We start from the raw sequence: 26,352 nt of genomic DNA, 5'->3' as shown, positions 1-26,352 counted from the left end.
CTTTTACCGACGACGTTGTCGCCAAGCCACCACAAAAAACACCACGCCACCAATCAAACCTGAATATAAACAAAACTGATGTAAGGCTTGGTTACTGAGTAGGTTTAACAGTGGGTTGGTGAGGCTAATGGGGAAAAACGGCTCAACATCGTGATGCATGATGGCGTCGAGTACTACGTGGCTGGCACAGCCAATGGCGGCACTGAAAAAAGCGACGGGCCAGCTTATTTTTGTCGGCATAAATCGGTCTAGCTCGAGCCATCTCAAGCCCCATTCTGACAGATGTTTACCGCTGAGGGTCGCAACAACGGTGAGCAAGCTGGCGCCAACAAAGGTATGACTAAAACCATGTAAATGCCCCTCACCAGTGATCATCACTATCAAGGGTTGTATGTCCATGATGATTTGCGCCCAGCCAAATACCATTAAACTAAAGCTGCCTTGCAGTAGCGCTTTAATAGCGATGCCGGGTCCCATGTGAAAAGGCGTAAAGGGCATAGGGTTTCCTTAATTAATATCAGTTTTGCTTAAGTCCACCACAATCGGATAAAGTATGTTTTTACTGAAAAATTTCGTTTTCAGGGATGAAAACGCAAAGCGTATAGGGATATATTCACCGCGTTTTTGCAGGAAAAACATACTATTAACTCATCAAGCACTTGGGTTGCTTATTAAGCGTCTTATTGCTCCAGCGTCTGAGCCAATTGTTCGATGTCTTGTGCTATTAAGTCTAAGCTTTGCTGCCAAAAATCGGCTTGGCGAATATCCATGCCTAAATGTTTTTGCACTAGGTCTTCGGCGGTCATGGCGCCGGTATCGGCCAGTAGCGCCTTATAATCCGCGTAAAACTCATTGCCTTTGGCAGCACGCTGGGCATAAACCCCTTTGCTGAATAGGTAACCAAACAGGTAAGGGTAATTATAAAAACTCACCGAGCCAATGCTAAAGTGTAGTTTGCTGGCCCAAAACATCGGGTTGGTTTCGTCCATGGCATCGCCATACCAATCGGCCCAGGTATCAGACATTAGTTGGCTTAGTTGCGCTGGCGAAAGTTCACCTTGGCTGCGTTGGGTGTAAAAGGCCTGTTCAAATTCAAAGCGCACGGGAATGTTATTTAATAGGGCCAGTGCTGATTGCGCTTCTTCCCATAACATTTGTAATTTAGCCTGCTTATTAGTGGCTTGCTCCATTAATGCTGATCGCACTACGTTTTCGGCAAAAATAGAGGCGGTTTCTGCCAAGGTCATTGGGTAGTTTGCTAAAGTACGCGGTTGGTCCTTAAGCACCCAGTTATGAAACGCATGGCCGAGCTCGTGGGCGAGGGTGATCACATCTGACATGCTGTTGCCCCATGTCATAAACACCAATGGGGTACGACTATTTGCAAATTGGGTACAGTAAGCGCCCATGCGTTTATTCGGAGCAGGAGCTGCGTCGATTAACTGGTTTTCTACCATGTAGTCAACAAACTCGGCCATTTCTGGGTCGATCCCTGTAAAAGCTTGTTTAATGATGGTGATGGCTTGTTCGAAGCTGTATTGCTCTGCAATTTCAGCTTCTGATGCGGGCATCGCGGCTTGCTCTTGCCAAGGTTTCAGGCAGGTTTGACCATAACATTGCGCCATTAATTTACCCGCGCGTTGGCCTAAGGCACGATTGTTTTTCGTCACGCTGATCATGGTGTTTAAGGTTTGCGCTTCAATGCGGCTGTCAAACAAGGAGGGGTCTAAAAAATGCACTGGCGCTTGGCCTTTACTCACGGCAACGTCGCTGCGCTTGGCGTATTCCGTTAAGCGATCGCCTGCTAAGGCATTTAAGATGGCGGCAAAACTTTGCTGATGCTGAGTCATTGCTTGATTAATGGCGCGCCAAGCAGCTTCGTGGCGCAAGGTATCGCTGCCGTACAAAATGCTGGCGGCTTGGGATAAGCCCATGGTTTCTTGGCTATTATCTGGCAAGGTTAAGGTGACTTGAATGCTGCCTGTGAGGTTGTCGTATAAACGTGACCAAGCGTTGCGGCCATTGACTTGCATGGCGCTGAGCAATTGCTCTTCTTTTACACTGAGTGAGGTGGCGCTTTTTAAACGTTCGCGCTGATAAGCAAAAGCAAAATGCGTCAAGTTGCCGGTTTGTTCATTACCTGCTAGCACTTGCGCTAGTTGCTCTTCACTACCGTGGATCAGTGCGTGTTGAATAGGGCTAAATTGCTGCTGCAGCTGAGAATAGAGACCGTCCATTTTCACATCTAAGGCTTTGGCTGGCTCGTTACTGGCATCCACAGAGGTAATGCAATTAGCAAAGCTAGATAAGGTATGCAGCGTAACGCCGATGGCCTGCGCTTTAACTAAGGCTTGTTGTAGGTGTTCAATATTGCTTGGGTCTAACTGGGCTAAGGCGGTAATGCCTTGTTCAATTGCCGCAATGTCGCGATTGATCTGGGGATCAGTTAGGCCGTTATAAGCAAGGGATAGGTTCCACGTTGGCGCAGTGATAGAAGTTGGCGCGGTCATAAAATGCCTCAAATCAAATAAATACGGTGAGTTAATATTTTGATATGAACACAAAGCTGTCAAGGTTGACAAGTTATCGAGGATAAAAACAAAAAGGCCAATATTAGATTGGCCTTTGGGTATCACTTGGTAAGCTTTTTAGGGGTGATTTACACCTTGAACGTAGCCACTAAGGTATCAAGGCGATGAGATAACTCGGTGAGCTCTGAGCTTGCCTTCGCCGCTGCTTGCGCTGTGTTCGCGGTGCGGTGAGTAATATCATTGATGTCATTGACATTGCGATTGATATCTTCAACCACGGTAGACTGCTCTTCGGTGGCTGCCGCCACTTGCATGTTCATGTCACTGATCAACGCAATGCGCTCACTAATGCTGATCAGAGAGTCACTGACAGCATCGACTGAGCTGACACCTTCATGAGAGCGACTTAAGCTTAATTCGGTGGCTTTAACGGCCTTAGCCGCTTCACTTTGTAATTTGTCGATCATGGCTTGCACTTCATCTGTGCTTGATGCGGTACGTGATGCGAGGTTTCGTACTTCATCTGCTACTACGGCAAAGCCGCGACCCGCTTCACCGGCACGGGCTGCTTCTATGGCTGCATTAAGTGCTAGCAGGTTGGTTTGCTCTGAGATTGCTCGGATCACATCTAAAATAGTGCCAATAGATTTAGTGTGATGGGCAAGAGATTCGATCACTTTCCCCACATCAGAGACGTCGTTAGACAAGTTACTAATTGTTGCTTTGGCTTGATCCGACAGTTGCTGACCATCACTTGCTTGGCTGTCAGCGTCTCTTGCCTCAATGGCGGCATTTGCTGCATTGCTGGCAATTTCATTAACGGTGGCGCCCATTTCATTAATCGCAGTGGCCACCATGACGGTACGGTCTTTTTGCAGCTCACTGTCATTTAAAGTTTGTTGGGCTTGGTTGGCAACATCACTGGCTGAGTTGTTAAGTAACTTGCTGGTACTGGCTACTTCAATCATTGATTGTTGAATTTTTTCGATAAAGCTATTAAAGCCACTGGCCAGTTGGGCAATTTCATCGTTACCGTTAACGGGTAAGCGCTGGCGTAAATCACCGCCACCGGCACCGATGTCTTGTAGCATATTAGCCACTTGAGCGATGGGTTTACTGACCGAATTCGCTAATACGGCTGCTAGCGCAATAAACACAGCGGCAATCAGTAGGGTCCAAATTAGGATTTGATAGGCTGATTGATCGAGCATGGCAAAAATTTCATTCGCCGGCACAAAAGCAACCAAATACCAATCCATCGTTGGAATGTAACTGCTTGAAACTAGCATATCCACGCCGTTCACTTTGGTTTCAATGATGTTGAAATCATCTGGTCTCAGCAAGCTTTGCGTGTTGGCGTTAGGGTATAGTTGAGCAAGACTCTGACCACTTGCTTGGCTGTCTTGATAGTGAATTTGTACATCACCTTTAGCATCCACCAAGAATACGCGACCCGATTTTTCGATGGTGAATCGTTGCAGTAAGTTCACCATGTCATCAAGGGATTTAGCTAAACCGACTAAGGCGCGGCCATTGGGTTGTTGGTAGTTAATGAATAATTTTACTTCGCCACTGGCTTCGGTAAAGACATTGAGCATGCGCTCTTCACGGCTGTCGCGATAGTCATAAAACCAGCTATCTTGTTGCTTGTCTAATAAGCGTAAAAAACCCGACTGGGTGTAATAAGCGCCCGTTTCTTTGTCGGCATAAGAGGTTTGTACTAGACCATATTGCTGTTGTAATGCCACTAGCTGCTCGATTACCAGCGGCGTTTGCTCTTCGGGGCGACCATTGTTGAGCCAATCTTGCAACATAGGGTCGTTGGCTAACTGCTCGGCGGCATTCATTAATCCGGTGATCTCATGATCGACTTGATCGCGAATTTGCATGGTAATACTGGGCATTTCTGAATTGAGCATGCGTTGCTGAACCACTTCCTTAGCGCTTCTTTGGCTCAGTAAACCAACGAGAGCGGTGGACAGCAAAATAGCAATGACAACCGTCATTAATATTTTTTGTTTGATGCTAACATTATTCAGTTTCATTTAGGTACCCTAAGGGAGTAGATAATATATTGAAGAGTATAATAGCGCAGCTTGCTGTGTTTGCTAGTTTATTGTTCTTTGATTTAATCTAGGATTATGTATATATAACTATAATCTTATGCATAGATTATTAATTGATGGTTGTCACTAGGCTAATTTGAAAGCCAGAGAATGGTTAACACCTGGACTTATATTCTAAAAAATAGAATATTTTAGCTTAATTTTAGCGCTATTATTCTAGATAGTGAAGTTATAAAGTTGGTGCATAGTCGTTTCAGGATATCAACAAAAGGGCGCCAACCATGAAAAAAGCATTACTATTACAATCAAGTATTTTAGGTGAACACTCACAATCTTCGCTGTTAGTAGCGCATTTAGCGGCGCGCTGGCAGGCACAAGGTGTGCAGGTAACGCTACGTGATTTAGCCGCAGACCCCATTCCCGTGTTAGATGGGGCCATTGCTACAGCATTACGCGGTGGTGATAATTTAGATGCACACCAAGCTCAGGCCGTGGCGTTATCAAATCAGCTGGTTGAAGAGTTGATGCGGCACGATACGTTAGTGCTTGCCGCGCCAATGTATAATTTTAGTATTCCGACCCAGTTGAAAAATTGGTTCGATTTTATTGCCCGTGCTGGTGTGACATTTGCCTACACTGAGAAAGGGCCGCAAGGGCTGGTTAAGGGTAAAAAAGCGATTGTGATCACAACGCGCGGTGGCGCCCACAAAGACAGTCATCATGATCATGTGACGCCTTATTTGAAAACGGTGCTGGGTTTTATTGGCATTACTGAAGTGGAAGTCGTTTACGCAGAGGCGCTTGCGATGGGGCCTGAAAGTGCAGAGCAGGGAATTGCCCTAGCTAAGCAACAGTTAAACGAGATTGCCGCGTAAGAGTTTAATAAGGCGAGTTAACAAAAATTGTTATCTCGCCTAGTGCAATACTAGCCGTCTTTCATTGTTACCCAAAGTGCATGCACCACACCCGGGAAAAATACCAATAAACACAGCACTATGTTGATCAGCAGATCAACACCTACACCTTTTTTCAAAAATACCGCAATCGGTGGTAATAATAACGACAAGATAATTAGTAGTAACTTGTTATCCATTTCTCTTTCTCTCCATTCAGTAATGTCTGAGCCAGTGTATAGGCTATATCAAATAAATGACATCTGTTAGGCTAGTCCAATGTAGATTTTGTTGCGTATAAACGCGTTAGCGAGTTATTTAAACCAACTTTAGATCATTGATGATTATTCAAATAATACAGGCTTGATGTAGCGCTAATGAAAACCAACCTCATAGAAACGGAGTAAGTAGATACAATGGAAACAATACTGATCACTGGTGCTAACCGCGGTATTGGTTTGGCCCTGACTGAAGCGTGTTTAAATAAAGGTTATGCGGTACTGGCCACTTACCGTGATGAAGGTAGCTGCGGGGCATTAAAGGCGCTAGGCGGGGATCATGCTGAGTTAAGTTTGATGACATTATCCCTTGATGATGAAGCGTCAATTCTAGCCTTTGCTAAGGGTTTACGGGGCCGCAAAATTGATGTGCTGATCAACAATGCGGGCGTAATGGGACCGGTTAATCAATCACTGACGGACATGGACAGTGCGGGTTGGTTAAATGCCTTTGCTATTAACACCATCGCACCTTTCACTCTAAGTCGATTGCTGTTAGATAATTTGAGCCTCGCTGAACGGCCTCGTATTGTGACTGTTTCAAGTCAAATGGGCTCGCTTAACCGCGTGAGTAAGGGCGCATTTGCTTATCGTAGCTCTAAGGCGGCGGTGAATAAAGTGATGCAAGTGATGGCGCTAGAGCTCCAAGAGCAGGGCATTATTGTGTGTCCAGTGCACCCTGGTTGGGTACAAACCGATATGGGCGGCAGCGAAGCCGAGATTACCTCGGAGGAAAGCGCGGCCGGGATCCTTGAATTAGTAGAAAAGCTGCAACCTGAGCACTCAGGGCGTTTTTGGACCTGGCAAGGAGAAGAACATCCTTGGTAATGGTTGTTAAAATAGAGGGCGCGCCGACTTGGCTGCGCCTTATTTGACTTTAGTAACCTGATTATTCGAATAGATAGTAATAACCATAAGCGACCACAAAAGCGGGAATAGCAGAATAAAAAGTGGCGACCAGTGCCGCTTTGGGTGCTAGCGCTAAGGCCGGAAATAACGCATCACCATCGTTTGATATGCCATTGGCAATTTGACTTGAAAGGGGCACCGCGCCGCTGATGTATAAACTCGACACCAAGATTTGCGGCCCGCAACCGGGTAATAAGCCAATGATTAATCCCATTAATGGCATCCACGGCCCCCAGCCAGTGAGAAACTCAGAAAGATTAACGTCTGCGAAATGAATTGTTAACTCAAAGCTGAGTAGCGCCACAATAACCCAAGCACTAACAAAGTGGGTATCTTGTGCAACTTTTTCCATTGGATGTATGCAAGTTTGTTTATCACTCTCAGCGACGGTGGATTGATAGTCACAGGTTTTTTTAGTTAATGCCCATAAGCTTAATGTGAGAAGCGACAATATTGCGCCAACCCATTCAATGCTATTACTCGGCAATGACAGTAACTGATTGATGTTGATTTGAAACGAGCCGAGCGCGGCAATGATGACGGCCGGAATCATAATTACTTGCCAAAAACGACCTTGTAAGTTGATGGCACGACTGATATTTGACGTGACATTTTTCCCCTTTGTGGCGTTTGCTAATTGGGCTGAGTTTATCGTTGGCCGCAAAAAATCGTCGCTGTGGAGCAAGTTAATGAGCATTCCAGATAGTATGCCAACCACAACACCCAGTATGATCATAAACAGCCCTATTTGGGGCTTACTTGCCAGTAGTAAAAAAGCCGCGTCGCCCATAGTGGCGGTTAATACCGCGACCATGGCTGAAAAGCCTACCTTACGCTGAATAAATTGGGTGGTGACGATGATAGCGCCGCCGCAGCCCGGCAGTGCGCCCATCAATGCGGCGAAAAATACTTGGTTTTGGCGTGAGCGCCGAAATAACTGGCTGAGTTTGCCGGTGTGATTAAATAGCCCAGACAAATAATGATAAAGGGTGAGAGTGAAAGCGACATAGCAAGATACCGCCCAAAAAGCATCGGCAAGGGTTGCTACGATGGTCGTTCGCAAATCGTCTTGGAGTAATAATGTGACCAGCAAAACTGGAAGTAGTAAGCGTTTATGAGAAAGGGTAAATTGTTTTAAAGAAAAATGCGTTACAGTGTCGGTAGCGAAAAGTTGCATTGAATCTGTCTCATAATGGATGATGAATATCATTATATGCAAATGATAACTATTATCAATTGGTTTTTTGAGACGGCTTTGCATTCGGGCTATTAGTTTGATATTTACTGCCAGCCTATGCCAAGGTTTTATCTTAACTGCTTTATGGAATTCACTATGTTTAATCATCACACTCAATATGTAGACGAAACATTTGATCAACTGATATCGCCAGATAGTTATCATTCATTGACGTTTGAAGACTGCAGTTTTGAGCGATGTGATTTCTCAGAGGCGAGTTTTAATCGCTGTCAGTTTATTCGATGTAACTTTTTACAATGTAATTTGAGTAATATCTCGATATTGGGTTGTCAGTTTAATCAGGTCAGTTTTGCGGCTTGTAAAATGCTAGGCATTGATTGGACTCAAGTACTGTGGCTTGACTATGTGTTTGATCAGACAGTGTCTTTTAAATCATGTTTGGTATCTGATAGTACCTTCTTCGGCTTAAGTCTTGATGAGCTAACGCTGAAAGATTGTAAGGCGCATCGGGTTGATTTTCGAGAGGGGAGCTTTTGCCGTGCTGATTTTAGCGGGTCAGATTTTCATGGCAGTCAATTTGGTCAAACAAATTTAACCCAAGCTAACTTTGTTGGAGCAGAAAACTACCATATGGATATTACCCATAATCGCTTACATAAAGCTAAATTTAGCCGCTATGAAGCAATCTGTTTATTGTCTCATTTGGACATTGAGTTGGTGGATTAGTCGCACCATGACATCGATAAACTTGTTGTGGGGCTAACAATTAATCATGTTAAATCATGAAGATCTTCACGTTGTTGGGGCATAACTCTTGGGTTATCTTGACCATCGGGTATGATAAAAATTAGTTGCGAACACGGATGTAGATGAAGACTTCATGGCTGGTTTATTTGATGATGAGTATGTCCAATACGCAGCGCGTCAGCTGCTTAAAGGTCATGAGGTTAATTTGTCGGCTAAGCGGTTGTCCGAGTTAAAAGGATTATTGACTGATAACCACTTTACCCTATCAAAAGGCCAGCGATTTTGGCTTAATCCACAAGGCAAAGAATACATCAGAAGGCAATTAGCACAGGCCAAGCCTATTTGTGCTCCCGATCCGGAACTGGATATTCAACAACTCAACATTCACCTTCCCGCTCAAGTTAACCAGCATGTACTACAAGCATTATTGAAAAAGGATGCAAAAAAGCCATTAGATGAAGCCGATCGTCAACGGTTAGTCGAAGCTGATATTAGTGTCACCAAAGATGAAACGTTACGCCTTCGTTCGGCCCATGGCTTTAGTTTATATCTTCAGCAGGGCAGCTTACTCGATTTATCTGGTGTTTTTGCGCTGTCGAATGAATGTATTTTACCGGAGCGCTTATTGAGCACGGTGACAAAACTGCTGCCTGGTGAGGTGTCTTTTACCCATGTGATCACAGTTGAAAACTTAGGCGCATTTATTGAAATAGAATTAAAGCCGCAATGTTTATTTATTTATGCCCCTGGCAATAACACGCGATTAGCGGAATTATTAGTGGGAATGTTACCCGCTAATATTAGTTGGGTGCATTTTGGCGACTTAGATCAAGCAGGTATCGATATAGGCTTACGCATGGCTGCCAACTTAGCCCGCCCATACAAGCCGTTATTGCCGAGAAATTTACATGACATAGCGGCACGTTATGGTAGACCTGTTGAGAGTAACCAGCCTGCTCTGGAGAAAAGTAAAAGAGGTAAGGTACCTTGGCAAATAGCTAAGTTAAATCCTGAACTTGCGGCGCGCTTGGCGCCGCTAATTGAACAAAATTTGTGGCTAGAGCAAGAGGTAATAGTGATGTGTTTGTGAAAGAAAGGGGATTACCACTTCTTTTTTGGTTGAAACAGCACATCGAGCTCGTCCACTTCTTTTTCTTGACGTTCTTTTAAGTCTGTATCACTGGCTGTTTTAAGCTGTGAATTCATTTCCGCTTTCATCGCTTCCATCTGTTCAAGCTTAGATTGTAAGTAAGCATCACGGTCTGGTACGCCAGACAAAGTAGTAATGGCTTTGTCTAATAATTGTTTTACGGTACCAAATTGCCTATTCATTTTTGCCGTTTGCGCGCGCGCGATAGCATTCTCAAGATTAATTTTCAGCTGCATTAATTCTAAGCGGCGGTTTTCCATGACATAAACAGGGGTTTCAACTTTACCTTTCGAGTGCTCAGAGCGAACAATGGCACGTATTTTTTTGATCACTTGTAGCATTAATAGCGCTTGCTTGTCGTTATCTGGTGAACGATATGAGTCAGTTGGCGGCGCTTGGTAATTTTGCTGAATATTACTAATTTGCCCGGTAATATCATTTAATCTTTGTTTGACTTGGCCCAGTGTTGGATCAACCTGAGCGATGGCTTGCAAGGCGTTATAAACGCGTTGGTGTAAAATTAACAACAGCTCTTTGCTGAAGGGTAAGCGCGATGCTTGTAATAGCATCTCATCGGTTTCTTCGATTACCGCTTTTTGTTTGACGATGGTCGCGCGTTTTTCCGCTTCCATCTTTTGTCGATATTGCTGGAGGACGTTGTAACCTATGATTACAAACAGAAGTACACCGGCTAGAATTAATATTAATGGAAGAACCATAGTATCCTCAGGTCGAGATTAAAATGCGAATCGCCGAATATTTGAAATATTACAGTCATATATCTTATCAGGGTAAGGTTAGCATAAACTGACTACCGCCTAACTCACCGCCATTTTTCAAGGAAATGTGACCTGTATTGTTTTTTATCTCGTGGGCGGCGGCGATTTTTTTCGCAAAAAACAGGCCTAAGCCAGTTCTGCCACGCGTTACATCAAAATCAGCCAACGTGTTTTCACCTATCTTAAGCATTTCATCGGGATAACCTTGGCCATTATCTTCAACCAAAATCTCTAATTTCATGTTATGAATTTTGGCAGAGACGCGAACTTTATCTTTAGTATAGCGCAGCGCATTGACGAGAATATCGTTGATTAAGTAGGCGATTAGCTCGCCATCAAAATACCAGGAGAGATCGGGGTCAACATTCAGGGATATGTCGACATTTTTATTTTGGTAAAAAGTTTGATTGCGGCCTACTTGCTCTTCCAAAATATCGTAGACAAAGTGCTCGGCGATATTTATAGGCAGTTGTTCGCGCTCGTACCGGTAGAGTGCCAAAATTTGCATTAAACCACTATTCAAACGTGATGCTTCATAATGCAGCGTCGCAATTTGCTGACGTTTTTCTGGCGGGTCATTTTCGCTGTCTGCAGACAGGGTTTCAATGGATTGCAGCAACATAAATAATGAATTTTTCATGTCGTGTACAGCTGTTGCCAATACTGCTGCAAAATCTAAATTATCGTTTTGGGACATAAAAATTCCATAAAATTAATCCAAATCAATTAGTTTCAGCTTACCTTTTGCCATTAATGGGGTAAAGTAAAACCGTTTTTTCCTTATTCTGTTAAAATTTAGCAGAAGATGATCATTTTTATATGGTGAAATAATGAAACTGCAGCAGCTCAGATATATTGTCGAAGTGCTCAATCATAGTTTAAATGTTTCCGCGACCGCAGAAAGTCTGTACACCTCGCAACCCGGCATCAGTAAACAAGTGCGCATGTTAGAGGACGAACTCGGAGTGCAAATATTTGAGCGCAGTGGTAAACACCTTACTCAAGTAACACCTGCGGGTAAGGATATCATTCGGATCGCTTCTGAAATATTAGGCAAAGTTGAAAGTATAAAATCCGTTGCTAGTCAGCACACTCACCCTGATGAAGGGACCTTAAATATTTCAACTACCCACACCCAAGCGCGTTATGCGTTGCCTGATGTCATTAAAGGGTTTATTAAACGCTACCCTAAAGTGTCACTTCATATGCATCAAGGTACACCGTCGCAAATTAGTGAGGCGGTGGCGAAGGGTACGGCTGATTTTGCGATTGCCACCGAAGCCCTGCACTTGTATCACGATTTGGTGATGCTGCCTTGCTATCACTGGAATCGCAGTGTTGTGGTGCCACGCAATCATCCTTTGGCCGATAAAAAACGCATTACGGTTGAAGACGTTGCTCAGTATTCTCTGGTTACTTATGTGTTTGGTTTTACCGGCCGCTCTGAGCTCGATGCGGCTTTTAACGCAGCGGGGCTTGAGCCGAAAATTGTGTTTACTGCCACCGACGCAGACGTGATCAAAACGTATGTTCGTTTAGGTATTGGCGTGGGAGTGATTGCCACTATGGCGATTGATAAACATCAAGACAATGATCTAGTTGCCCTTGATGCCAGCCACTTGTTTGATTCCAGTACCACTAGTATTGGTTTTAGAAAAGGCACTTTCCTGCGCGGTTACATGTATGATTTTATGGAACGTTTCGCGCCGCATTTAACGCGCGATGTGGTTGATAAAGCGATTATGTTGAAGAGTAATATTGAGGTTGAGAATATGTTTAAGGATATCGAGTTACCCCTTAAATAAAGGTTGTTTTAAGTGGTGATTAACTCAAGTGGCGGTATAAATTATCCAATATCGCCGCAGTTGCCCCCCAAATTAAGCGTTGCTGATAGCGAATAAAAACTAAGTCATGTGGTTTATTTGCTAATGTCATTTGGCAATGATGTTTCTGTTTCACCTGATTTAAGGGCATAAAGAATATGTCTTTAACTTCATTTGGATCGGCAGTCAATGTAAAACCAGACTGCAATTGAGCCAAAATTGGCGTGACGGTAAACCCGCTGCCAGTGTGAAACGTAGGTAGGGTGCCTATCACTTTGACATACTCAGGTGTTAAGCCGACCTCTTCCTCACTTTCCCGTAGAGCTGTGTGAACTAATGAGGTATCCGTTGGTTCTACTTTGCCGCCGGGGAAGGAGATTTGCCCCTTGTGATGGCGCAGGTGTAAGGCTCGCTGAGTCAGTAACACTTGCCATTGGTGCTGATGTTGATGCAAGCCCACTAGCACGGCTGCAGAGCGGCCATGTGGTGCTTGGTGTCCATGGGGAAGAGCTTGTTGTAGCGCAAAACGATGAAATATATGGCGCACCTCATTTTCCTCCTATATCACTCGGGCTCAGTTATTACAGGGTCAGTAAGGGTAATATCTTCGCCACTTTATCAAAGGTTTCTTGATATTCTGCCGCGGCCTCTGAGTCTGCCACTAAGCCCCCGCCGGCCCAACAATAAAGCTGGTTTTGATAGCAAACCACAGTGCGAATAGCGATGTTGGTATCCATATTACCGTCTGCACTAATATAGCCCAAGCTACCACAATAATAACTGCGACGATGAGGCTCTAATTCTTCAATTACCTCCATCGCACGTATTTTTGGCGCGCCAGTAATAGAGCCACCTGGAAAGCATGCTCTAAGTAAGTCTTCTGCTTCATAGTGTGCTGCTAGCTCACCGGTTACCGTGCTCACTAAATGATGTACGGCGGGGTAGCTTTCTATGGCGAACAGTTGTGGCACCGCGACACTGCCTGGGCGACACACTCTGCCAATATCATTGCGCAATAGATCGACTATCATCAGGTTTTCAGCCCGATCTTTCTCTGCCGTAGCCAAAGCGTGCTTCATGGCGATATCCGCCTGTGGCTCAGCCATACGTGGACGAGTGCCTTTAATGGGTTTTGTTTCGACCTTGTTGCCTTCGAGCTTTAAAAAGCGCTCCGGAGAAATAGATAAAACGCATCCTTGGGGTAGGCGCATAAAACAAGAAAACGGTGCTTGATTGGCCTGCACTAATGTTTGATAGGCTTGATATTCATCACCTTGATATTGAGCATTAAAGCGTTGTGCTAGATTGACCTGATAACAGTCGCCACTTTGTAGGTAACGCTGTACCTGCTCAAATTTTGCCTGATATTGGCGTTGGCTCATGTTGGATTGCCAATCAGATTCAAGAGCGAACGGTACTGTATTTGCTTTATTAACGGTTAATTGATGCAACCAAGCTAAGCGCTGTTCAATAATCTGTGTTGCCTTTGGTCCATTAGCCACCAGATGAACTTGTTGTATTTGATGGTCGATAATTAAGGCCCAATCATAGAGACCAACCGCCATGTCAGGTAAGGGCAAATCATGCTCTGCTTGGCTTGGCATTTGCTCAAATTGACGGCCCAAATCATAGCTAAAACAGCCCATGGCACCGCCCTTAAAAGGCAATTCTGTTAGCGGGAGGGCGTCATCAATTAAGCAACAAGGCTGGCCTAAATCTTGGCTAAATAATTTTTTGCGCCAATGCTGCACTATCGCTAATGGGTCTTGATTGGTGGTTAGCCGCTGCTGCTGATAAGTGACTTGGCTGGTTTCACCATAAGTCTCAATGTAAGCAATGGGCTGTGCGCTAATAATTTGGTAACGATTATGTTGGCTAAGTGGCGGTTGGCCGCCCAAAATAATGGACCAAGGTTGTTGAGATAGCACGTTTTTTATGCGATTTAACGCAGACTCAGAGAAAGATAAGTTTTTTTTAACAACTAACGACATCTTTTTTCAAACCATACCAGAGTTTTTAACACACTTGCTGGATGCAAGGTTCGCGCAAGAGTATCATAAGGGGTATAACAATAAAGCTAATTATGCTCCTAGGTTGGAGCAAGGAACAGTGAGGCAACGTCGATGTCAGTGATAAAAAAAGAACACCTAATTGAAAGTGTAGCGGATGCACTGCAGTTTATTTCTTATTACCACCCGCTGGATTTTATTCAAGCGTTAGAAAAGGCATATAACAAAGAAGAAAGCCAAGCGGCTAAAGATGCGATGGCGCAAATTCTCATCAATTCGCGCATGTCGGCTGAAGGTCGCCGGCCAATATGTCAAGACACCGGCATAGTGACTGCATTTGTTAAAATTGGTATGAACGTGCAATGGGACAGTGATTTAACCGTACAGCAAATGATTGATGAAGGTATCCGCCGTGCCTACAACAATGCTGACAATCCATTGCGCGCTTCCATTGTGGCCGATCCTGCTGGCGCACGTAAAAACACCAAAGACAACACCCCAGGCGTGGTACACATTGAAATGGTGCCGGGCGATAAAGTGGAAGTAATGGTCGCGGCTAAGGGGGGCGGCTCAGAAAACAAATCGAAAATGGTCATGCTCAATCCCTCCGATGATGTCGCGGCTTGGGTTGAAAAAACCGTACCGCTGATGGGCGCAGGTTGGTGTCCACCGGGTATGTTAGGTATTGGCATTGGTGGCACAGCAGAAAAAGCAGCGGTAATGGCAAAAGAGTCGTTAATGGATCCAGTTGATATTCATGAGCTTCGTGAGCGCGGTGCGCAAACCACAGATGAAAAGCTACGTCTAGATATCATGGATAGAGTGAATAACCTTGGCATTGGCGCACAAGGCTTAGGTGGCTTGACGACTGTTCTTGATATTAAAATCAAAAGTTGCCCAACTCACGCCGCCTCTAAGCCGGTGGTGATGATCCCAAACTGTGCCGCCACGCGTCATACGCATTTTACCCTTGATGGCAGCGGTCCTGCGGAACTTAAACCGCCACGTTTAGAAGACTGGCCTGAGGTAACATTTGAGGTGGGCGAGAATGCTCGTCGGGTTAACGTAGATACGTTAACCAAAGCCGAAATGCAAGAATGGAAGATGGGGGAGACAGTGTTACTGTCAGGCAAAATCCTTACTGGCCGTGACGCTGCCCATAAGCGTATTAAAGAATTGATGGAGTCGGGTAAAGGCTTACCTGAAGGAGTTGATTTCAATGGTCGCTTCATTTACTACGTTGGCCCCGTTGATGCGGTAGGCGAAGAGGTAGTTGGTCCAGCAGGTCCAACCACGTCAACGCGGATGGATAAGTTTACGGACTTCATGCTTGAAGAAACGGGTTTAATGGGCATGATAGGTAAAGCAGAGCGTGGTCCAGCAACAGTTGAATCAATCAAAAAACACCAAGCTGTGTATTTAATGGCGGTTGGCGGCGCTGCATATTTAGTCGCTAAGGCGATTAAGCGTTCTCGTGTTGTTGCGTTTGAAGATTTAGGCATGGAAGCTATTTATGAATTTGAAGTTGAAGATATGCCAGTAACGGTTGCTGTGGATTCCAGCGGCGCTAATGCCCATGAGCAAGGCCCGGCAATTTGGCGTGCTAATATTGCTGATGCAAACGCATTAAAGTAGCCTAAAGAAGAATAGTTATGCAAAAAGCCGGCGGAAGTCGGCTTTTTTGGTCGTTCAATACGATTTTACATTGTGTATTATTGTTATTGGTTTGTTACTAACATTTTATTTTTCAGTTTTTTTGCCTGAAAAATAAAAAAAAGCAGTCAAATTACACCAAAATGTGACTTTCTACTTTGTTCGGAATTGGCGCAATGGTATAACGGGACTGCAACTTTTAGTCAATTTTATTGAGGGATTACAATGTTTGAGAAGGTCGTTGAAGCTGCTGCAGATCCAATTCTTGGTTTAACTGAAGCGTTTAAAAAAGATGAGCGCGCAGAAAAAATTAACCTAGGTGTAGGTATTTACAAAAATGAAGATGGCCAAACGCCAATTCTAGAAACAGTTAAGAAAGCTGAAGCGCGCCTATTAGCTTCAGAAACGACTAAAAGTTACTTAAGCATTGAAGGTAATGCCGCTTACGGTAAAGCGGTACAAGCACTGCTTTTTGGTAAGGACAGCGATATTGTCGTTAATCACCGAGCATTTACTGCACAAGCACCAGGTGGTACCGGTGCACTACGTACTGCGGCAGATTTCGCGGTTAAGCACTTACCATCAAACAAAATTTGGGTAAGTAACCCAACTTGGGCTAACCACGGTAATGTGTTTAAAACAGCTGGCTTAGAAGTAGTCACTTATGATTACTACAACGCTGAAACGCGCGATTTAGATTTTGCTGCCATGCTCGCGTCACTAGAAACTGCGCAAGCGGGGGATTTAGTGTTATTCCACGGTTGTTGTCATAACCCAACGGGTATTGATCCAACGGCTGAGCAGTGGGAAATTTTAGCTAAGCTGTGTGCGGTTAAAGGTTTACTGCCATTATTCGATTTTGCTTACCAAGGTTTCGCTAAGGGCGTTGAAGAAGATGCGCAGGGTTTACGTATTTTCGCGCAGTACAATCAAGAGCTATTGATTGCGAACTCTTTCTCGAAAAACTTTGGTTTATACAACGAGCGCGTGGGTGCGGTAACGTTAGTTGCAGCGACTACGCAAGTGGCTGAAGTGGCCTTCAGTCAAGTTAAGAGCGGTATTCGTGCTAACTATTCAAACCCGCCAGCACACGGCGCGGCTGTGGTAACTGAAATACTTAATGACCCTGAGCTTTACGCGTTATGGGATAAAGAAGTTGCTGAAATGCGCGACCGCATTCAAGAAATGCGTACCTTGTTTGTGCAAACGTTAAAAGACAAAGGCGTGCAAGGCGATTACAGCTTTATTGAGCGCCAAAATGGCATGTTCTCTTTCTCTGGTTTAACGCCTGAGCAAGTGGCGACATTAAAAGATGTTCACGGCATTTATATTGTTGGCTCTGGCCGTATCTCAGTTGCCGGTATGACCAAATCAAATATGGATGCATTGTGTGAAGGCATCGCTAAGGTGGTTTAATTCACCTTAGTACGAAAATTAAACGCTGCTAAATGCAGCGTTTTTTTTGCCTGATGTTTGCCAGAGTGAAGCGTTAAAGTAATGTAAACGTAAATATATGTAATCGGGGTGTAAATAACATTAGCATTCGTCTACGTTAATTCCGTTAATTACGTTAACCTAAGCGGGGGTGAGGCTTTAAAAGTCAGCTGAATCAACCATGTAGACTTTGTGAAACATTAAGAAATACAATGCTTTAATCTTGAGTTCTTTAGACTAGGTGACAGCTATCACAGTATCTAAGAACAGAGCCCTTGAATGCCTATTCGCGCTTTGTTTCGGTGATACAATGTGGTAAAAAACACGGCGTTAGAAAAGGATTTTTTCACAGGGAAGCTATCAGGTTGTTGGGCCTTGTGAATATCAGCTTTCATTTATTATTGAAAAGTTGTTATCTCACGGTGTTTTGATTTAAACACGAATTAAAAGCAACCATTATGATACAAAGTGATTTTTAACTTTTAGTTTTATTTTTTTGCGAGTATCACATTTTGGTATTTTGGAAGCACCAAAGTACGCAACATAAGTAAGGATGGATAATAAATGAAATACGGTTTTTTTGATGATGCAAATCGAGAGTACGTGATCACGCGTCCGGATACACCGGCACCGTGGACGAACTACTTAGGTACGGAAAAGTTCTGTACTGTTATCTCTCACAATGCTGGCGGTTACTCTTTCTACAATTCTCCTGAGTACAACCGTGTTACTAAATTCCGTCCAAACGCGTCATTTGACCGCCCAGGACATTACGTTTACTTACGTGATGATGAAACAGGTGATTACTGGTCTATCTCATGGCAGCCAGTAGCGAAAAGCCTAGACGAAGCGAAGTATGAAGTTCGCCACGGTCTTTCTTATTCAAAATTCAAATGTGAATATAACGGCATCACAGCGACTAAAACATTATTCGTACCAAAAGGCGAAGATGCAGAAGTATGGGATGTGGTTATTGAAAATACGGGCGATAAGCCACGTACTATTTCAGCTTTCTCTTTTGTTGAGTTCTCTTTCTCTCATATTCAGTCAGACAACCAAAACCATCAGATGTCTTTGTACTCTGCAGGTACGGCTTACACTGAAGGTGTGATTGAATACGACCTATACTACAACACTAATGATTTCGAAGGTTTCTACTACCTAGCATCAACGTTTAGCCCTGACTCATACGATGGTCAACGTGATAACTTCCTAGGTGCATACCGTGATGAAGCTAACCCAATTGCGGTTGAAAACGGTAAATGTTCTAACACAGTTAAAACTTGTTACAACCACTGTGGATCTCTGCACAAGCAGTTCGTTATCCAACCTGGTGAGAAAGTACGTTTTGCCTTTATTCTTGGTATCGGTAAAGGTAACGGCGATCGTCTACGTGAGAAATACCAAGACCTAGCCAATGTTGACGCAGCTTTCCAAGGTATTCTTGATCACTGGGAAGAGCGTTGTAGCAAGTTCCAAGTTCAGTCACCAAATGCTGGTCTTAACTCAATGATCAATGCTTGGACCTTATACCAAGCTGAAACTTGTGTGGTTTGGTCACGTTTTGCTTCTTTCATTGAAGTCGGTGGTCGTACTGGTTTGGGTTACCGTGATACTGCGCAAGACGCTATCTCAGTACCACATGCTAACCCGAAAATGACACGTAAGCGTCTTGTTGACTTATTACGTGGTCAAGTTAAAGAAGGTTACGGCCTACACTTATTCGATCCAGATTGGTTCGATCCAGAAAAAGCGGACGTTAAACCATCTAAATCACCAACGGTAGTACCTACACCGTCTGATGATGACAAAATTCACGGCATCGAAGATACGTGTTCTGATGACCACTTATGGATCGTACCTACAATTTGTAAATACGTAATGGAATCTGGCGAAGAAAGCTTCTTCGACGAGCAAATTCCTTACGCAAACGGTGGCACAGCGTCTGTTTACGACCATATGAAAGCAGCGTTAGACTTCTCTGCTGAATATGTTGGCCAAACGGGTATCTGTAAAGGCCTTCGCGCCGACTGGAACGACTGTCTAAACCTAGGCGGTGGTGAGTCAGCCATGGTTTCTTTCCTTCATTACTGGGCATTACAAGAGTTTATCGACCTTGCTAAATACCTAGGTAAAGAAGATGACGTTGCTAAGTACACTGCAATGGCAGAAGGCGTACAAAAAGCCTGTGAAGAGCACCTATGGGACGAAGAGGGTGGCTGGTACATCCGTGGTCTAACTAAAGACGGTGACAAAATTGGTACTGCGCAACAAGCTGAAGGTCGCGTTCACTTAGAGTCAAACACACTGGCTGTTCTTTCAGGTGCGGTTTCGCAAGAGCGCGGTGAAAAAGCGATGGATGCGGTTGATGAGAACTTATACTCAGAATACGGCTTACACCTAAATTCACCTTCGTTCTCAACGCCAAACGATGACATCGGTTTCGTTACACGCGTTTATCAAGGCGTTAAAGAAAACGGTGCAATCTTCTCACATCCAAACCCATGGGCTTGGGTAGCGGAAGCGAAATTAGGTCGTGGTGACCGTGCGATGAAGTTCTACGATGCACTAAACCCATACAACCAAAATGAGAATATGGACAAACGTGTTGTTGAACCATACTCATATGTACAATTCATCATGGGTCGTGATCATGAAGATCATGGTCGTGCTAACCACCCATGGTTAACAGGTACTTCTGGTTGGGCTTACTTTGCGGTAACTAACTTTATTCTGGGTGTGCGTTTAAGCTTTGAAGGCCTAATTGTTGACCCATGTGTACCAACTAACTGGCCTGGATTTGAAGTACAACGCGAATGGCGCGGTGCTAAGTTCAACATTAAAGTTGAAAATCCAAATGGCGTAAGTAAAGGTGTGGCATCTGTAACACTTAACGGTGTTGCCGTTGAAGGTGCGATTCCTGTTCAAGCGCAAGGCAGCGTGAACGAAGTTGTTGTGGTAATGGGCTAAGCCTCAGCCTCAATCATAATGTGATTTTTAAGGGGCGGGCAGTAATGCAGCGCCCCTTTTTTGTTTTTATTTTTTAGAGTGTAGGGAAAGTAATGATTAAATTTGGAACAGGCGGCTGGCGTGCATTTATTGGTGAAGAGTTCACTAAAGACAATGTACGTTTAGTTGGCCAAGCACTATCTAATATTATTAATACAGAAAATGCAGCGGGTAATGGTTTTGTCGTTGGTTTTGACCGTCGTTTTATCTCGAAAAAAGCGGCGACTTGGCTAACGGAAGTGCTTGCTGGTAACGGTATTACCGTTAGTTTCATCGATAAATATGTACCGACTCCGATCGTGATGTTTAAGTGTCGTGACATGGGTTGTCAATATTCAGCCTGTATTACTGCATCCCATAACCCAGCCGATTACAACGGTATTAAAGTGTTCATTGAAGGCGGTCGCGATGCAGATGAAGTGATCACCCAAAAAATTGAAGCGCAAATTGACAACTTAACCTTAGTCGATGTGAAATCATTGGATATGGAAGTCGCGATTGCTGACGGCAAAGTATTGGTTATTAATCCAATGAATGAGTTTGTTGACTCAATTTTGAATTACTTAGACGTTGAATCAATCAAAAAAGCGAACCTAAAAGTTTTGATTGACCCTATGTTCGGTGTAGCAAAAAATGCACTGCAAACGGTATTGATTTCAGCTCGTTGTGAAGTTGACGTGATCAACGATGGTGAAAACCCAGGTTTCGGTGGCTTAATGCCAAGCCCAAGTGCTGCCACGTTATATCGTCTAAAGCACCTTGTTGCTCATGAAGGTTACGACATTGGTATTGGTACTGATGGCGATGCTGACCGTTTAGGTATCATTGATGAGAAAGGTAACTTTATTCATCCAAATGAAGTGCTGTTGCTGTTGTATTACTACTTACTTGAATACAAAGGCCTTAAAGGCTCTGTGGTTCGTAATATCGCAACCACACATCTACTGGACAAAATTGCAGCGGACCACGGTGAGAAAAGCTTCGAAGTACCAGTGGGCTTTAAACACATTAGCTCACAAATGGAAGCTGACGATTCCCTTATCGGCGGTGAAAGCTCGGGCGGCCTGACTATTCGCGGCCATATCAAAGGTAAAGATGGCGTATTTGCTTCTAGCCTATTAGTTGAAATGATCTGTGTAACAGGTAAAAAACTAGGTGAGTTGCTGCAAGAGATTTACGCTAAGTACGGCTACGCTTACACTGCGGAAGGTGATTGTACGTTCAAACCTTCGGCTAAAGAAGCGCTATACAAGCGTATTTATGAAGACAAAGAGCTGCCAGAGTTTGCTTACGAAATCGAAAAAGTAAGTTATGAAGACGGCGCGAAAGTATACTTCAAAAATGGTGGTTGGGTGATCGCACGTTTCTCTGGTACTGAGCCTTTACTGCGTATCTTTGCTGAAATGGAAGACCAGCCAACGGCAGAAGCTGTGGTTGCGCAAGTAAAAGCATTTTTAAATGTTTAATCGTTAACATTGTCAAAAAGCTCCGTAAGGGGCTTTTTTTTTAACCAAAACGGCCTAAAAAGTCATATTTGTTTTGGTAATTTGCGATAATGGCGAACAGTTAAACAGATGATTTGTAAATAACTTGGTATAATATTGGCGCTTTTACAACATAGAGTATAAGAATTTTGGGCATGATGGACAGAATCAATCGAAGTTTAACGTTTATTGCTGAGCAACCCTTTCTGATCAGTTACATCAGTGATATACAGTTTTTGTATCAGGCTGCTGAGTTCAGGAAGTGCATTCTCGCTTCGATCGCTAATGCCAAGCATCGTATTTATTTGACTGCTTTATATCTGGAAGATGATGAAGCAGGACAGGAAATTTGGCACGCACTGAATCAAGCGAAACAAAATAATCCAGCATTAGAAGTGGTGGTGCTTGTTGATTATCATCGTGCTCAACGTGGTCTCATTGGCCAAGCTGCGGACTCAACCAATGCAACTTTTTATCAGAAATTTGCGCAAACCTATCACAGTGACTTTAATATTTACGGCATCCCAGTTAAAAGCCGTGAGCTATTTGGTGTGTTGCATTTAAAAGGATTTGTGTTTGACGACCAAGTACTTTATAGCGGCGCCAGCTTAAATAACATCTATTTGAATAAGAAAGACCGTTACCGCTACGATCGTTATTGTCTTATTAAGCACAATGAATTGGCAGATAGTTTTGTTAACTATATCGACAATCTCATCAAGGGTGACTATGCGGTCGTACCGTTAAATATTGCGCCGATCCCCACTTTAACTGAGATGAAAGGGCAACATAAGCAGCTACGCCGCCATTTGAAAAGGGCGCAATATCAATATTCTGGACATGTATTACCGAAGAAACCCGAGCCGGATTGCATTGGTATTGCACCATTAGCAGGTTTTGGCGCTCGCGGTAATAAATTAAACCAAATGATCCGCCATATTTTTCATAGCACTCGACGTGAATTAATTTTATTTACGCCTTATTTTAATTTTCCTGCGGCGTTGTCGCGTGATATTGCCGCTATGTTAAGACGTGGGGTGAGTATCACATTAGTGGTTGGCGACAAAACCGCCAATGACTTTTATATTCCGCCATCAGAGCCGTTTAAAACCATTGCCGGCTTGCCATATTTATATGAAGTTAATCTGCGTAAATTTGCCAAACGACATAACAAATACATTGATCAAGGCAGTCTTAATATTCATTTATGGCGCCATGAAACCAACAGTTTTCATCTCAAGGGGATTTATTCAGACAGCCAAACCATGTTGCTGACAGGTAATAATCTTAACCCTAGGGCATGGCGGCTAGATTTGGAAAATGGTCTGTTACTGCAAGATAAAAGCGGTGCTTTAGCCGATATGCAAGAAAAAGAGTTGGCGCTAATTTTAGCTAACACCACCAGAATTAACCATTATAAACAAATAGAAACCTTAGAAGATTATCCTCAGCAGGTGCAAAGGCTGCTGAGCAGAATGCGGGTATTTCGTGCTGATAATATGGTTAAGCGCATTCTTTAAATGCGCTTACGGCCTAAGCTAAGGTATTAGCTAACTTAGGCTGCGTCAGTCACAGGAACATTTTTGTCGTTACTGGGCTTAACTAACCACAGGTAACTTGTAATAGAGAGCACTGCGCAGACAAACATTCCTCCTGCCATCGAATCGGCATTATTACTATGAAACAGGCTGACAATGGCACCGGCCACTGCGCCCATACCAAATCTAAGGGTACCCGTTAGGGCGGTTGCTGTTCCTGCCATGTCACTGAACTCGTTTAAGATTCCAGCCATACCATTTGAGCCTATTAAAGACATGACGCCAACAAAGCTCACCACCGCAGCAACGATGAACAAGCGACTATCCACATTAAATAGCATAATGAATAACATCATTAATGCGGCAAAACCTAGCAGGCTTAAGCCAAGTTGCAACATGAATACATAACCTTTACTTTCAACAAAGCGGCCGTTTGACCAAGTCAAAATCATCATAAATACAATATTCAAACCAAAGTAGTAACCGTATTGTTCAGTGGGAATGCCAAGAAACTCAATATAAACATAGGGAGAAGTCGTTAAAAAAATAAACATACCCGAAAAAGAAAAGCCACTGGTTAGGATAAAACCTAATACTCTGCGATGCTTGAGTACTTTTATGTAATTACGTGCCACACTGCCAAGTCGTAATGGGATCCGGTTTTCCTTAGGCAAGGTTTCTGGAATATATACCATAACCGCTATTGCAGTGAGTAAGCCTGCGGTTGACAGTAAATAGAAAATCGCGCGCCAGTCAGCAATGAGCAGAATTTGGCCTCCCAGTAAAGGGGCCACTAGCGGGGCTATCGTCATGATTAAGATCACAAACGACATCACTTTAGAAAAAGCATCCTTAGCAAACATATCGCGCAATAAAGCGCTGACAATAACCGCACCGGCACCGCCACCAATGGCTTGAATAAACCGTAATATCATCAGTGTGGTAATGTCTTGCGCAAAATACACCAAGGCATTACTGACGACAAAAATGAATAAGCCAGATAGCAGTACTTTTTTACGACCCAAGCTGTCGGAGAGGGGACCGTATATCATTTGGCCAATCGCAAAACCAACCAAAAATACACTTAATGTTAGCTGTACCAAACTGATTCTGGTGTCTAATGCTTGGGTTATGCTTGGGATCGCTGGGAGATACATATCAACTGCAAGAGGGGTCAGTCCAGACAAAGATCCTAGGATAATAAGCAGTAACAGGCTTGGCTTAGTTGGATTCATGGGTAATTGCCAAATAAAATAGTGGGTTAAATAAGGTATTAGATAATTGTTGTGAAGTCCATCAAACTATTACATAACCAAGATGAAATTACATTATGATTGCTATAGGGCTTAACCATTGGTGATGGAATTATATTTGGTACTAATTTTACGCTCACTATTAAGCCTTTATGGCATTTGTAGTAATATTTGTGAAATAACTTAGAACAAATTGAGAGCGCCTTGATGAGATTGATTAACATATTTTTTGCTAGTATTTTTATGCTGTTCCTTGCTGCATGCTCACCTGAAGTTGGCTCAGAGCAATGGTGCCAGCAAATTAAAGAGAAATCAGCCGGTGACATAAGCGCAAATGAAGCCACCGACTACGCCAAGCACTGTGTATTTAAATGATCATTAAGCAAGCAGAGTTTGAGCAGGCCATTTGGACCTGGTTAGAGCAAGTGGTCATAGGTTTAAATCTATGCCCTTTTGCCAACAAGCCGCACCGAAATAAGCAAATTCAAGTACTATTGAGTGATGCCAAGAGTCCTGAACAATTTTTAGATGATTTAGCGCACGCATTTGGATTGCTTGATAGCACTGACGCTAAGGTGTTAGATACCGTATTATTTGCCACCCCAAATCTGTTTGCAGATTTTATGGATTTTAATGATGCACTTGATTGGGCTGATGCCTTATTAGCCGAGCAAGACTGGTATGGGGTTTATCAGATTGCCAGTTTTCATCCCGATTATCAGTTTGCAGGTACTGCCCCTGATGATGATGAGAATTTAACCAATCGCGCCCCTTACCCTATATTTCACCTGATCAGGGAAGAGAGCATGAATCGAGCATTGGATAGCTATCCGGAGCATGATCAGATCCCTGAACGTAATATTGCGCGTGTTAGCGCATTAACAGACACCGAAAAGAAACACCTTTTTTCATATTTATATAAGGATTAAACGATGAAAAGTATCATGCTGGCAGTTACCGGCGTTTTAGCAGTAGCAGCACTTTCAGCTTGTTCTAAAGCGCCAGCAGGTGACAAGTATGTCTGCCAGGATAAGGTGGAGTTTTATATTGATATCAATTCAGACAAAACTGCAACTTTGCACTTCAATGGTGCTAACAAAACCTTGGCATCGGTGCCTGCTGGCTCTGGCGAAAAATACGTCAGTGACGAGCATATGTTTTGGGCTCATCAAAATGAGGCCATGCTCGGCGAGGGACAAAATTTGCACAAACAATGCATCAAGCAAGGCTAAACGTGATGTTAGAGAGTGCGAACTAAGCATATGCATGCAGTAAAGTGCATAAAAATACCAAAAAAATTAATAAATATTCAAACAAAACGACTTTCATATTTATAGTTTATGTTTCTGAACATAAGTGTTTTTAAGGTTTAATGTTCCAGTTTTATACAAAAAACCAGTTGTATGTTCTTATTTTGTTTGCTGGCTCGCGCTTGAGTTAGCATTTTAAACTGCAAAATTGGCTTAATTTATTATTTCTAGCTTGAGCCAATTCTAGCGATCATTTAATATTGCGATTTTCAGCTGATCCACCGAAATGATGGGTAAGATTTTAATACTATTATCAACGGTTGATTTGCGTGGTAACGCAAAGTGAAG

23 protein-coding genes are annotated in these 26,352 nt (G+C 43.5%); 13 read left to right on the top strand and 10 right to left on the bottom strand.

What is annotated here, in order from left to right; genetic code table 11:
• Positions 1-3: 3 nt before the first annotated feature.
• The 3 genes from K6Y31_RS10820 to K6Y31_RS10810 all read right to left on the bottom strand — a co-directional run bounded on the left by K6Y31_RS10820 (position 4) and on the right by K6Y31_RS10810 (position 4,576).
• Positions 4-498: a hypothetical protein gene (locus tag K6Y31_RS10820; protein WP_233052794.1), complete on the bottom strand. Its 495-nt coding sequence runs from the start codon at positions 496-498 to the stop codon at positions 4-6.
• Positions 499-680: 182 nt separating this feature from the next.
• Positions 681-2,510: a M3 family oligoendopeptidase gene (locus tag K6Y31_RS10815; protein ID WP_233052793.1), complete on the bottom strand. Its 1,830-nt coding sequence runs from the start codon at positions 2,508-2,510 to the stop codon at positions 681-683.
• A 149-nt stretch (positions 2,511-2,659) separates the two neighbouring features.
• On the bottom strand, positions 2,660-4,576 hold the full coding sequence (locus K6Y31_RS10810) for a methyl-accepting chemotaxis protein (protein WP_233052792.1): 1,917 nt from the start codon (positions 4,574-4,576) through the stop codon (positions 2,660-2,662).
• 302 nt (positions 4,577-4,878) lie between these two features.
• Here K6Y31_RS10810 and K6Y31_RS10805 point away from each other — a divergent pair, with 302 nt between their 5' ends.
• A complete protein-coding gene (locus tag K6Y31_RS10805; RefSeq protein ID WP_233052791.1) occupies positions 4,879-5,472 on the top strand; it encodes an FMN-dependent NADH-azoreductase in 594 nt (197 codons plus the stop codon).
• Positions 5,473-5,522: 50 nt separating this feature from the next.
• Here the strand turns inward: K6Y31_RS10805 and K6Y31_RS10800 are convergent, their stop codons facing one another.
• Positions 5,523-5,690, bottom strand: a complete 168-nt coding sequence (locus tag K6Y31_RS10800; RefSeq protein WP_233052790.1) for a YqaE/Pmp3 family membrane protein — start codon at positions 5,688-5,690, stop codon at positions 5,523-5,525.
• Between the two features lie 216 nt (positions 5,691-5,906).
• Between K6Y31_RS10800 and K6Y31_RS10795 the strand changes: the two genes are divergently transcribed.
• Entirely contained in the window at positions 5,907-6,596 is a 690-nt protein-coding gene (locus tag K6Y31_RS10795) for an SDR family oxidoreductase (RefSeq protein WP_233052789.1), read from the top strand.
• 61 nt (positions 6,597-6,657) lie between these two features.
• Here K6Y31_RS10795 and K6Y31_RS10790 read toward each other — a convergent pair whose 3' ends face one another.
• Positions 6,658-7,854 (bottom strand): putative manganese transporter, encoded by a 1,197-nt coding sequence (locus K6Y31_RS10790; RefSeq protein WP_233052788.1) that lies wholly within the window; start codon positions 7,852-7,854, stop codon positions 6,658-6,660.
• A 156-nt stretch (positions 7,855-8,010) separates the two neighbouring features.
• Here K6Y31_RS10790 and K6Y31_RS10785 point away from each other — a divergent pair, with 156 nt between their 5' ends.
• On the top strand, positions 8,011-8,601 hold the full coding sequence (locus K6Y31_RS10785; protein WP_233052787.1) for a pentapeptide repeat-containing protein: 591 nt from the start codon (positions 8,011-8,013) through the stop codon (positions 8,599-8,601).
• Positions 8,602-8,755: 154 nt separating this feature from the next.
• Entirely contained in the window at positions 8,756-9,712 is a 957-nt protein-coding gene (locus K6Y31_RS10780; protein WP_233052786.1) for a Wadjet anti-phage system protein JetD domain-containing protein, read from the top strand.
• Positions 9,713-9,723: 11 nt separating this feature from the next.
• Here the strand turns inward: K6Y31_RS10780 and K6Y31_RS10775 are convergent, their stop codons facing one another.
• Positions 9,724-10,491: a hypothetical protein gene (locus tag K6Y31_RS10775; RefSeq protein WP_233052785.1), complete on the bottom strand. Its 768-nt coding sequence runs from the start codon at positions 10,489-10,491 to the stop codon at positions 9,724-9,726.
• 67 nt (positions 10,492-10,558) lie between these two features.
• A complete protein-coding gene (locus K6Y31_RS10770; protein WP_233052784.1) occupies positions 10,559-11,248 on the bottom strand; it encodes a sensor histidine kinase in 690 nt (229 codons plus the stop codon).
• 133 nt (positions 11,249-11,381) lie between these two features.
• Between K6Y31_RS10770 and cysB the strand changes: the two genes are divergently transcribed.
• Complete coding sequence (cysB, locus tag K6Y31_RS10765) at positions 11,382-12,356, top strand: HTH-type transcriptional regulator CysB (RefSeq protein ID WP_233052783.1); 975 nt, start codon at positions 11,382-11,384, stop codon at positions 12,354-12,356.
• A gap of 19 nt (positions 12,357-12,375) precedes the next feature.
• Here the strand turns inward: cysB and K6Y31_RS10760 are convergent, their stop codons facing one another.
• Both K6Y31_RS10760 and pabB read right to left on the bottom strand, forming a co-directional pair.
• Positions 12,376-12,921 (bottom strand): CoA pyrophosphatase, encoded by a 546-nt coding sequence (locus K6Y31_RS10760; RefSeq protein WP_233052782.1) that lies wholly within the window; start codon positions 12,919-12,921, stop codon positions 12,376-12,378.
• Positions 12,922-12,955: 34 nt separating this feature from the next.
• A complete protein-coding gene (gene pabB / locus K6Y31_RS10755; protein WP_233052781.1) occupies positions 12,956-14,365 on the bottom strand; it encodes an aminodeoxychorismate synthase component I in 1,410 nt (469 codons plus the stop codon).
• Positions 14,366-14,497: 132 nt separating this feature from the next.
• Here pabB and K6Y31_RS10750 point away from each other — a divergent pair, with 132 nt between their 5' ends.
• The 5 genes from K6Y31_RS10750 (at position 14,498) to pssA (ending at position 23,483) form a co-directional block, all read left to right on the top strand.
• The gene (locus K6Y31_RS10750) at positions 14,498-16,018 is read left to right on the top strand and encodes a fumarate hydratase (protein ID WP_233052780.1); all 1,521 of its coding nucleotides are present in this window, start codon (positions 14,498-14,500) and stop codon (positions 16,016-16,018) included.
• 243 nt (positions 16,019-16,261) lie between these two features.
• The gene (locus tag K6Y31_RS10745; protein WP_233052779.1) at positions 16,262-17,452 is read left to right on the top strand and encodes an amino acid aminotransferase; all 1,191 of its coding nucleotides are present in this window, start codon (positions 16,262-16,264) and stop codon (positions 17,450-17,452) included.
• A 582-nt stretch (positions 17,453-18,034) separates the two neighbouring features.
• Entirely contained in the window at positions 18,035-20,440 is a 2,406-nt protein-coding gene (locus K6Y31_RS10740; protein WP_233052778.1) for a glycoside hydrolase family 94 protein, read from the top strand.
• A gap of 92 nt (positions 20,441-20,532) precedes the next feature.
• Complete coding sequence (locus K6Y31_RS10735) at positions 20,533-21,945, top strand: phosphoglucomutase/phosphomannomutase family protein (RefSeq protein ID WP_233052777.1); 1,413 nt, start codon at positions 20,533-20,535, stop codon at positions 21,943-21,945.
• Positions 21,946-22,118: 173 nt separating this feature from the next.
• The gene (pssA, locus tag K6Y31_RS10730; protein ID WP_233052776.1) at positions 22,119-23,483 is read left to right on the top strand and encodes a CDP-diacylglycerol--serine O-phosphatidyltransferase; all 1,365 of its coding nucleotides are present in this window, start codon (positions 22,119-22,121) and stop codon (positions 23,481-23,483) included.
• Positions 23,484-23,518: 35 nt separating this feature from the next.
• Here the strand turns inward: pssA and K6Y31_RS10725 are convergent, their stop codons facing one another.
• Positions 23,519-24,736, bottom strand: coding sequence for a Bcr/CflA family multidrug efflux MFS transporter (locus K6Y31_RS10725; protein WP_233052775.1), 1,218 nt, complete (start codon positions 24,734-24,736; stop codon positions 23,519-23,521).
• A 225-nt stretch (positions 24,737-24,961) separates the two neighbouring features.
• Here K6Y31_RS10725 and K6Y31_RS10720 point away from each other — a divergent pair, with 225 nt between their 5' ends.
• The 3 genes from K6Y31_RS10720 to K6Y31_RS10710 are packed head-to-tail and all read left to right on the top strand — an operon-like array spanning position 24,962 to position 25,986.
• Entirely contained in the window at positions 24,962-25,129 is a 168-nt protein-coding gene (locus K6Y31_RS10720; protein WP_233052774.1) for a DUF3012 domain-containing protein, read from the top strand.
• A complete protein-coding gene (locus K6Y31_RS10715) occupies positions 25,126-25,683 on the top strand; it encodes a DUF1415 domain-containing protein (RefSeq protein WP_233052773.1) in 558 nt (185 codons plus the stop codon). The genes K6Y31_RS10720 and K6Y31_RS10715 overlap by 4 nt, the downstream gene beginning before the upstream one ends.
• A 3-nt stretch (positions 25,684-25,686) precedes the next feature.
• A complete protein-coding gene (locus tag K6Y31_RS10710) occupies positions 25,687-25,986 on the top strand; it encodes an MliC family protein (RefSeq protein WP_233052772.1) in 300 nt (99 codons plus the stop codon).
• Positions 25,987-26,352 lie beyond the last annotated feature (366 nt).

Origin of the sequence: Motilimonas cestriensis (assembly GCF_021295315.1) — a bacterium.
In the GTDB taxonomy this organism is placed as follows: Bacteria; Pseudomonadota; Gammaproteobacteria; order Enterobacterales; family CBDFNC01; genus Motilimonas; species Motilimonas cestriensis.
Note: the sequence above shows the minus strand (reverse complement) of the source record. Positions and strands in the feature narration are given on the sequence as shown.

Coding starts and splice junctions, on each gene's coding strand:
- K6Y31_RS10805 (WP_233052791.1), top strand. CDS start 4,879: ATGAAAAAAGCATTACTATTACAATCAAGTATTTTAGGTGAACACTCA.
- K6Y31_RS10775 (WP_233052785.1), bottom strand. CDS start 10,491: ATGGTTCTTCCATTAATATTAATTCTAGCCGGTGTACTTCTGTTTGTA.
- K6Y31_RS10820 (WP_233052794.1), bottom strand. CDS start 498: ATGCCCTTTACGCCTTTTCACATGGGACCCGGCATCGCTATTAAAGCG.
- K6Y31_RS10745 (WP_233052779.1), top strand. CDS start 16,262: ATGTTTGAGAAGGTCGTTGAAGCTGCTGCAGATCCAATTCTTGGTTTA.
- K6Y31_RS10780 (WP_233052786.1), top strand. CDS start 8,756: ATGGCTGGTTTATTTGATGATGAGTATGTCCAATACGCAGCGCGTCAG.
- K6Y31_RS10720 (WP_233052774.1), top strand. CDS start 24,962: ATGAGATTGATTAACATATTTTTTGCTAGTATTTTTATGCTGTTCCTT.
- K6Y31_RS10740 (WP_233052778.1), top strand. CDS start 18,035: ATGAAATACGGTTTTTTTGATGATGCAAATCGAGAGTACGTGATCACG.
- K6Y31_RS10710 (WP_233052772.1), top strand. CDS start 25,687: ATGAAAAGTATCATGCTGGCAGTTACCGGCGTTTTAGCAGTAGCAGCA.
- K6Y31_RS10750 (WP_233052780.1), top strand. CDS start 14,498: ATGTCAGTGATAAAAAAAGAACACCTAATTGAAAGTGTAGCGGATGCA.
- K6Y31_RS10810 (WP_233052792.1), bottom strand. CDS start 4,576: ATGAAACTGAATAATGTTAGCATCAAACAAAAAATATTAATGACGGTT.
- K6Y31_RS10795 (WP_233052789.1), top strand. CDS start 5,907: ATGGAAACAATACTGATCACTGGTGCTAACCGCGGTATTGGTTTGGCC.
- K6Y31_RS10770 (WP_233052784.1), bottom strand. CDS start 11,248: ATGTCCCAAAACGATAATTTAGATTTTGCAGCAGTATTGGCAACAGCT.
- K6Y31_RS10725 (WP_233052775.1), bottom strand. CDS start 24,736: ATGAATCCAACTAAGCCAAGCCTGTTACTGCTTATTATCCTAGGATCT.
- cysB (WP_233052783.1), top strand. CDS start 11,382: ATGAAACTGCAGCAGCTCAGATATATTGTCGAAGTGCTCAATCATAGT.
- K6Y31_RS10735 (WP_233052777.1), top strand. CDS start 20,533: ATGATTAAATTTGGAACAGGCGGCTGGCGTGCATTTATTGGTGAAGAG.
- K6Y31_RS10715 (WP_233052773.1), top strand. CDS start 25,126: ATGATCATTAAGCAAGCAGAGTTTGAGCAGGCCATTTGGACCTGGTTA.
- K6Y31_RS10800 (WP_233052790.1), bottom strand. CDS start 5,690: ATGGATAACAAGTTACTACTAATTATCTTGTCGTTATTATTACCACCG.
- K6Y31_RS10790 (WP_233052788.1), bottom strand. CDS start 7,854: ATGCAACTTTTCGCTACCGACACTGTAACGCATTTTTCTTTAAAACAA.
- pssA (WP_233052776.1), top strand. CDS start 22,119: ATGATGGACAGAATCAATCGAAGTTTAACGTTTATTGCTGAGCAACCC.
- K6Y31_RS10815 (WP_233052793.1), bottom strand. CDS start 2,510: ATGACCGCGCCAACTTCTATCACTGCGCCAACGTGGAACCTATCCCTT.
- pabB (WP_233052781.1), bottom strand. CDS start 14,365: ATGTCGTTAGTTGTTAAAAAAAACTTATCTTTCTCTGAGTCTGCGTTA.
- K6Y31_RS10785 (WP_233052787.1), top strand. CDS start 8,011: ATGTTTAATCATCACACTCAATATGTAGACGAAACATTTGATCAACTG.